Raw genomic sequence first — 6,127 nt, forward strand, 5'->3', positions numbered from 1 at the left:
GGACAGGGTGCCGCCGGTCGTCAGATTGCCGGCGCCGTTGACCGCGGTGTCTTCCGTGACGGAGCCGGTATTGGCACCAGAGATCACCGCGACGTCGTTGGTGCCCTGGATGGTGACTGTGACGCTCGATGAGGTTCCGTCGGCGCTCTTGACGCTGAAGGTCTCGGTCAGCGACTGGTCGGCGCGCAACGCCTGGATCGTGGCGTTGCTGTTCGCAGCTGCATAAGTCCAGGTGCCGTCGGCGGCAAGGGTGAAGGTGCCGTAGGTACCCGCGGTGGCAGGCTGAGCCTGGAACACGGCTTGGCCGTTGTCGACGTCGGCGACGGACAGGGTGCCGCCGGCGGTCAGGTTGCCCGAGGCATTGACGGCGGTGTCTTCGGTGACGGAGCCGGAGGTCGCGCCGGAGATGACGGCAGCGTCGTTGGCGCCCTTGATGGTGACGGTGACCGACGAGCTGGTCCCGTCCGCGCTCTTGACCGAGAAGGTTTCGGTCAGCGACTGGTCGGCGCGCAGCGCCTGAACCGCGGCGTTGCTGTTGGCCGCGGTGTAGGTCCAGGTGCCGTCGGTGGCGAGTGCGAAGGTGCCGTAGGTGCCAGCGGTGGCTGTCTGAGCCTGGAACACAGCTTCGCCGTTGTCGACATCGGCGACAGACAACGTGCCACCGGTGGTCAGGTTGCCGGAAGCGTTGACAGCCGTGTCTTCGGTGACCGAGCCCGAGGTGGCGCCGGAGATGACAGCGGTGTCGTTCGTGCCCTGGATGGTGACGGTGACCGACGAGCTGGTCCCGTCCGCGCTCTTGACCGAGAAGGTTTCGGTCAGCGATTGATCAGCGCGCAGCGCCTGGACCGTGGCGTTGTTGTTGGCCGCTGCGTAGGTCCAGGTGCCGTCGGTGGCGAGCGTGAAGGTGCCGTAGGTGCCCGCGGTGGCAGGCTGAGCCTGGAACACGGCCTGGCCGTTGTCGATGTCGGCGACAGACAGCGTGCCGCCGGTGGTCAGATTGCCGGAGGCGTTGACGGCGGTGTCTTCCGTGATGGAACCGGACGTGGCACCACTGATCACGGCGACATCGTTCGTGCCGTGGATGGTGACGGTGACGCTCGAAGAAGTGCCATCAGCGCTCTTGACCGAGAAGGTTTCGGTCAGCGATTGATCGGCGCGAAGCGCCTGAACGGCGGTGTTGCCGTTGGCCGCGGTGTAGGTCCAGGTGCCGTCGGTGGCGAGTGCGAAGGTGCCGTAGGTGCCGGCAGTGGCCGTCTGAGCCTGGAACACGGCTTGGCCGTTGTCGATGTCGGCGACGGACAGGGTGCCGCCGGTCGTCAGGTTGCCGGCGCCATTGACCGCGGTGTCTTCCGTGACAGCACCCGAGGTGGCGCCGCTGATCACGGCCACATCATTCGTGCCGTGGATGGTGACGGTGACGCTCGACGAGGTGCCATCGGCGCTCTTGACGGAGAAGGTCTCCGTCAGTGACTGGTCGGCGCGCAACGCCTGGATCGTGGCGTTGCTGTTTGCGGCTGCATAAGTCCAGGTGCCGTCGGCGGCGAGCGCGAAGGTGCCGTAGGTGCCCACGGTGGCCGGTTGAGCCTGGAACACCGCCTGGCCGTTGTCGACATCGGCGATGGACAGGGTGCCGCCGGTGGTCAGGTTGCCGGAGGCGTTGACGGCGGTGTCTTCGGTGACGGAGCCGGTATTGACACCGGAGATCACCGCGACGTCGTTGGTGCCCTGGATGGTGACGGTGACGCTCGACGAGGTCCCGTCGGCGCTCTTGACGGAGAAGGTCTCGGTCAGAGATTGATCAGCGCGCAGCGCCTGAACCGTGGCGTTGTTGTTGGCGGCGGCGTAGGTCCAGGTGCCATCAGCGGCGAGCGTGAAGGTGCCGTAGGTGCCCGCGGTGGCAGGCTGAGCCTGGAACACGGCCTGGCCGTTGTCGACGTCGGCGACAGACAGCGTGCCGCCGGTGGTCAGATTGCCGGAGGCGTTGACGGCGGTGTCTTCCGTGATGGAGCCGGACGTGGCACCACTGATCACGGCCACATCGTTCGTGCCGTGGATGGTGACGGTGACGCTCGACGAGGTCCCGTCGGCGCTCTTGACGSYGAAKGTCTCGGTSAGCGACTGGTCGGCACGCAGAGCCTGGATCGTGGYGTTGYTGTTGGCGGCTGCGTAGGTCCAGGTGCCGTCGGCGGCGAGCGCGAAGGTGCCGTAGGTGCCGGCAGTGGCCGGTTGAGCCTGGAACACCGCCTGGCCGCTGTCGACGTCCGCGACGAACAGGGTGCCACCGGTGGTCAGGTTACCGGAGCCGTTCACGGCCGTGTCTTCGGTGACGGTCCCCGAGGTGGCGCCGCTGATCACGGCCACATCGTTCGTGCCCTGGATGGTGACCGTGACGGAGGAGTTGGTGCCATCAGCGCTCTTGACCGTGAAGGTCTCGGTCAGCGACTGATCGGCACGCAGCGCCTGGACCGTGGCGTTGCTGTTCGCAGCTGCATAAGTCCAGGAGCCRTCGGCGGCGAGAGTGAAGGTGCCGTAGGTGCCCGCGGTGGCAGGTTGGGCCTGGAACACGGCCTGGCCGTTGTCGATGTCGGCGACGGACAGGGTGCCGCTGGTGGTCAGGTTACCGGAGCCGTTGACCGCAGTGTCTTCTGTGACGGAACCCGAGGTGGCGCCGGAGATGACGGCAGCGTCGTTGACACCCTTGATGGTGACCGTGACGCTCGAAGAAGTCCCGTCGGCGCTCTTGACGGTGAAGGTTTCGGTCAGCGACTGATCGGCGCGCAGGGCTTGGATCGTCGCGTTGCTGTTGGCGGCTGCGTAAGTCCACGTGCCGTCGGTGGCGAGCGCGAAGGTGCCGTAGGTACCTGCAGTGGCAGGCTGAGCCTGGAACACGGCCTGGCCGTTGTCGACGTCGGCGACGGACAGGGTGCCGCCGGTCGTCAGATTGCCGGCGCCGTTGACCGCGGTGTCTTCGGTGACGGAACCCGAGGTCGCGCCGGAGATGACAGCGGTGTCGTTCGTGCCGTRGATGGTGACGGTGACCGACGAGCTGGTGCCATCAGCGCTCTTGACGGYGAAYGTCTCGGTCAGCGAYTGRTCGGCRCGCAGRGCCTGGATCGTGGTGTTGYTGTTGGCGGCTGCGTAGGTCCACACGCCGGCCGATGTCAGCGTGAAGGTGCCGTAGGTGCCGGCAGTGGCAGGCTGAGCCTGGAACACCGCCTGGCCGTTGTCGACGTCGGTGACGGACAGGGTGCCACCGGTGGTCAGATTGCCAGAGCCGTTGACGGCGGTGTCTTCGGTGACGGAGCCGGAGGTGGCGCCGGAGATGACCGCTGCGTCGTTCGTGCCCTGGATGGTGACCGTGACAGAGGAGCTGGTGCCGTCGGCGCTCTTGACGGTGAAGGTTTCGGTCAGCGACTGATCGGCGCGCAGGGCTTGGATCGTCGCGTTGCTGTTGGCGGCGGCGTAAGTCCAGGTGCCGTCGGCGGCGAGCGTGAAGGTGCCGTAGGTACCCGCGGTGGCCGGCTGAGCCTGGAACACGGCCTGGCCGTTGTCGATGTCGGCGACGGACAAGGTGCCGCCGGTGGTCAGGTTGCCCGAGGCATTGACCGCGGTGTCTTCGGTGACGGAACCSGAGGTCGCACCGGAGATGACGGCAGCGTCGTTGGCGCCCTTGATGGTGACGGTGACCGACGAGCTGGTGCCGTCGGCGCTCTTGACGGAGAAGGTCTCCGTCAGCGACTGATCGGCWCGCAGGGCTTGGATTGTCGCGTTGCTGTTGGCGGCTGCGTAGGTCCACACGCCGGCCGATGTCAGCGTGAAGGTGCCGTAGGTGCCGGCAGTGGCCGTCTGAGCCTGGAACACGGCCTGGCCGTTGTCGATGTCGGCGACGGACAGGGTGCCGCCGGTCGTCAGATTGCCGGCGCCGTTGACCGCGGTGTCTTCCGTGACGGAGCCGGTATTGGCACCAGAGATCACCGCGACGTCGTTGGTGCCCTGGATGGTGACTGTGACGCTCGATGAGGTTCCGTCGGCGCTCTTGACGGYGAACGTCTCGGTCAGCGACTGRTCGGCACGCAGAGCCTGGATCGTGGYGTTGCTGTTCGCCGCTGCGTAGGTCCACGTGCCATCGGTGGCAAGCGTGAAGGTGCCGTAGGTGCCAGCAGTGGCTGTCTGAGCCTGGAACACGGCCTGGCCGTTGTCGATGTCGGCGACGGACAGGGTGCCACCGGTGGTCAGATTGCCGGCGCCGTTGACCGCGGTGTCTTCGGTGACGGAACCCGAGGTGGCGCCGGAGATGACAGCGGCGTCGTTCGTGCCCTGGATGGTGACCGTGACACTCGACGAAGTGCCGTCGGCGCTCTTGACGGAGAAGGTCTCCGTTAGCGACTGATCGGCGCGCAGAGCCTGGATCRTGGTGTTGCTGTTCGCCGCTGCGTAGGTCCACGTGCCATCGGTGGCAAGCGTGAAGGTGCCGTAGGTGCCGGCAGTGGCAGGCTGGGCCTGGAACACGGCCTGGCCGTTGTCGACGTCGGCGACGGACAGCGTGCCGCCGGTGGTCAGGTTGCCGGAGGCGTTGACGGCGGTGTCTTCGGTGACGGAGCCGGAGGTGGCGCCGCTGATCACGGCCACATCGTTCGTGCCTTGGATGGTGACGGTGACAGAGGAGCTGGTGCCATCGGCGCTCTTGACCGAGAACGTCTCGGTCAGCGACTGGTCGGCGCGCAGCGCCTGAACCACGGCGTTACTGTTCGCCGCTGCGTAGGTCCACGTGCCATCGGCAGCGAGAGCGAAGGTGCCGTAGGTGCCGGCAGTGGCGGTCTGAGCCTGGAACACGGCCTGGCCGTTGTCGACGTCGGCGACCGACAGGGTGCCGCCGGTGGTCAGGTTGCCGGCGCCGTTGACGGCGGTGTCTTCGGTGACGGAACCCGAGGTCGCGCCGGAGATGACAGCGGCGTCGTTCGTGCCCTGGATGGTGACCGTGACACTCGACGAAGTGCCGTCGGCGCTCTTGACGGAGAAGGTCTCCGTCAGCGACTGATCGGCGCGCAGAGCCTGGATCGTGGCGTTGCTGTTCGCAGCTGCGTAGGTCCACGTGCCATCGGCAGCGAGAGCGAAGGTGCCGTAGGTGCCGGCAGTGGCGGTCTGAGCCTGGAACACGGCCTGGCCGTTGTCGACGTCTGCGACGAACAGGGTGCCACCGGTGGTCAGGTTACCGGAGCCGTTCACGGCCGTGTCTTCGGTGACGGTCCCCGAGGTGGCGCCGCTGATCACCGCCACATCGTTCGTGCCCTGGATGGTGACCGTGACACTCGACGAGGTCCCGTCGGCGCTCTTGACCGAGAAGGTCTCGGTCAGCGACTGGTCGGCGCGCAGCGCCTGAACCGCGGCGTTGCTGTTGGCCGCGGTATAGGTCCAGGTGCCGTCGGTGGCGAGTGCGAAGGTGCCGTAGGTGCCGGCAGTGGCGGGCTGAGCCTGGAACACCGCCTGGCCGTTGTCGACGTCTGCGACGAACAGGGTGCCACCGGTGGTCAGGTTGCCGGAGCCGTTGACCGCAGTGTCTTCGGTGACGGAGCCGGAAGTGGCGCCGCTGATCACGGCCACATCGTTCGTGCCGTGGATGGTGACGGTGACGCTCGAAGAAGTCCCGTCGGCGCTCTTGACGCTGAAGGTCTCGGTGAGCGACTGGTCGGCGCGCAGCGCCTGAACCGCGGCGTTGCTGTTGGCCGCGGTGTAGGTCCAGGTGCCGTCGGTGGCGAGTGCGAAGGTACCGTAGGTGCCAGGGGTGGCTGTCTGAGCCTGGAACACGGCCTGGCCGTTGTCGATGTCGGCGACGGACAGGGTGCCGCCGGTCGTCAGATTGCCGGCGCCGTTGACCGCGGTGTCTTCCGTGACGGAGCCGGTATTGGCACCAGAGATCACCGCGACGTCGTTGGTGCCCTGGATGGTGACTGTGACGCTCGACGAGGTCCCGTCGGCGCTCTTGACGGAGAAGGTCTCGGTCAGAGATTGATCAGCGCGCAGCGCCTGAACCGTGGCGTTGTTGTTGGCGGCGGCGTAGGTCCAGGTGCCATCAGCGGCGAGCGTGAAGGTGCCGTAGGTGCCCGCGGTGGCAGGCTGAGCCTGGAAC

The 6,127-nt window shown here is 66.9% G+C and carries 1 protein-coding gene; it reads right to left on the reverse strand.

What is annotated here, in order from left to right:
• Positions 1-6,127: VCBS domain-containing protein (locus tag AC1D1T_RS29380; protein WP_477993018.1), on the reverse strand; the 6,127-nt coding region annotated here is incomplete at both ends.

The organism is Rhizobacter sp. P2_H3, assembly GCF_056403355.1.